The organism is Flavihumibacter cheonanensis, from assembly GCF_022352215.1.
Taxonomy (GTDB): domain Bacteria; phylum Bacteroidota; class Bacteroidia; order Chitinophagales; family Chitinophagaceae; genus Flavihumibacter; species Flavihumibacter cheonanensis.
This window is the reverse complement of record NZ_JAKRWF010000014.1, coordinates 1-1,972: the sequence shown is the minus strand read 5'-3', so window position 1 is coordinate 1,972 and position 1,972 is coordinate 1. Positions and strand designations below refer to the sequence as shown.

Sequence of the window (1,972 nt, the reverse complement as noted above, 5' to 3'; positions counted from 1 at the left end):
TTTTCCGAAGCCTGCTTGTTCAGTCACATTCCAAATTCTAATTGCATCCGCAGCAGTATTAAAATAACGTTTTGATTCCACTCCTCTTCCTGCACCTACCCAGGATTCTCCCGGTGCCATTTGTTTGTCCACCCGATTAAGTGGCGAAGCTTCAAACACCGTTTGGCTGTAATACTTCGTATCCCCTTGCCCATAAATTGGACTCAAGGTATTGCTGTTGGAGTAAAACCAGTTCTGCTGTAGCAACGCATTGCTTTTGTACGAACCATCTGTAGGGGAGGCACTACCACTGATATTGCTGTGCGCGACGAAGGGCAGGTATTGCTTCTCCTGTCGACCCAAGACATCGTATTCCACCGGACTCACCAGATCATAGGCCTGGGTATGCCCCGCTGCCGTATTCAGGCTGCCCTGTTTCACTACCGTTTGGATCGGTCTGCCTAACCCATCGATGTATTCAGTCGTCTGCCGCACTTCGCGAACCGGTTTACTACTAAGCGTTGCAGGGTCGGTCTGAGGCGTCAGTGCCTCCCAGCTACGCACAAAATTAATCGGTGTTTGCGCAGCAGTTCGGTTGGGAAGAACAACGCAGCAAGTAAGTAAAAAAGCAGTGAGTCTGATAAACGTCTGGTGCATATGGTTCATACTAGCAGGTAAATAGAATAAGGTTTAATGGTTCCTGTTATTTGATCGTATAGCCTACCCGGAACACTACAGGTTGGGTACGGGGTACTTGTTGTCGCCATAAAAAATCATAGAGCAATCGGGCATCGGTTTTCATTTTGCCCACTTTGAACTTTCGGGTGATGCCGATCAGTGCACTCTGTTGCCAGTTGCCCGGTTCTTTCAACAGCCCCAGGTCCTCAATGCGCTGGCGATGGTTGAGTTCTGCGCCCCCACTCACCCAAAAGCTCCCCTTTAAGCGCCAGTCTAAAAAGCTCCGCAAGCCTACGCCTTCATGCGTCATACGAACATTGCGCCAATCACTGCCCCAGCCAAGTTTGTAACTGGCGCCGACACCTACTACACTTTTACTATTGAGTTTGTAACCCAGACTTAAGCCCAGGTCGCTCGTAGTTGGAAAAAAGTTGGTAGCGCGGGCACTTTGCAGGTTACCACCCCATTCCAGGCGCTTCCACAAACTGCGGGTTTTCTCTTCGTTGGTTTTGGTGGTGGGCATTTCACTGGCATCACCAAAACTGCCAGCCGAGAGTTTGTCCTTGAGGGATTGTAATTGTTCTTCCGCCTGCCCCATCCCTTGTTGTAAGGCGGCTTGTGGATTTGCTGTTCCCAGTGTACTACCCATCTGCGTTTGCAAGGCAGAACGCGTCTGCATACTACCGGGCGTGGTTAAACTTACAATAGGATCCGGCTGCGGGAAGATGGCTGCAAACGCACTGTGCTTCTCCATAAAAGAGCGGAACAAGGGAAGCTTAGTAGCATACGCCAGTAGTTGCCTTGCCAGTTTATCGGGCTGCTCCAGCAGTTCTTTTGCCTGCCGCAATTGTTGTTGGTAATACTGTACCTGTTGTTGGTACGCTTGCAACTGCTTACCCAATCCAGAGTTGGATAATTGCTGCAGGAGTTGTTGTCGCCGTTCCAGCAGTTGTTGCTCCAGGTACGTGGATTGCGTTAACTGGTTTTGCAGTTGGTTGTAGGAACCCAAAGCTGAGGGAAGCTGCTTGGGTAGTTTGGCTTGTACCCCTGGCAGTTGTTCCTGTGCCAGGAAGCGAAGAGATGTTTGTACACTGTCCAGCCGCCCCTGGTAATACTGCTGTCGGGGACCGCTGGTTTTTGCAAGGGTAGCAGTGGATTGCTCCATCTGTGCATACACCGAATCAATATTGCCAAACAAGGCCCTAGCCTGTGCACTATCCTTTTTATACAATGCCTTGTATAGTTTTTGCTCCTGTTTCTTGATCCGTGCCAGGTATTTTTTACTTTGCTGCTGCAGGCGCTTTTCTGTTTTGGC

At 49.9% G+C, this 1,972-nt stretch carries 2 protein-coding genes; both read right to left on the bottom strand.

All coding sequences use genetic code 11. From position 1 onward, the window contains the following. The coding region (locus MD536_RS20910; RefSeq protein ID WP_239603742.1) for a DUF6443 domain-containing protein at positions 1-645 on the bottom strand (645 nt) is incomplete at its 3' end. Between the two features lie 37 nt (positions 646-682). Continuing rightward, positions 683-1,972, bottom strand: a 1,290-nt coding sequence (locus tag MD536_RS20905) for a hypothetical protein (protein ID WP_239603741.1), incomplete at its 5' end; no start/stop codon positions are given.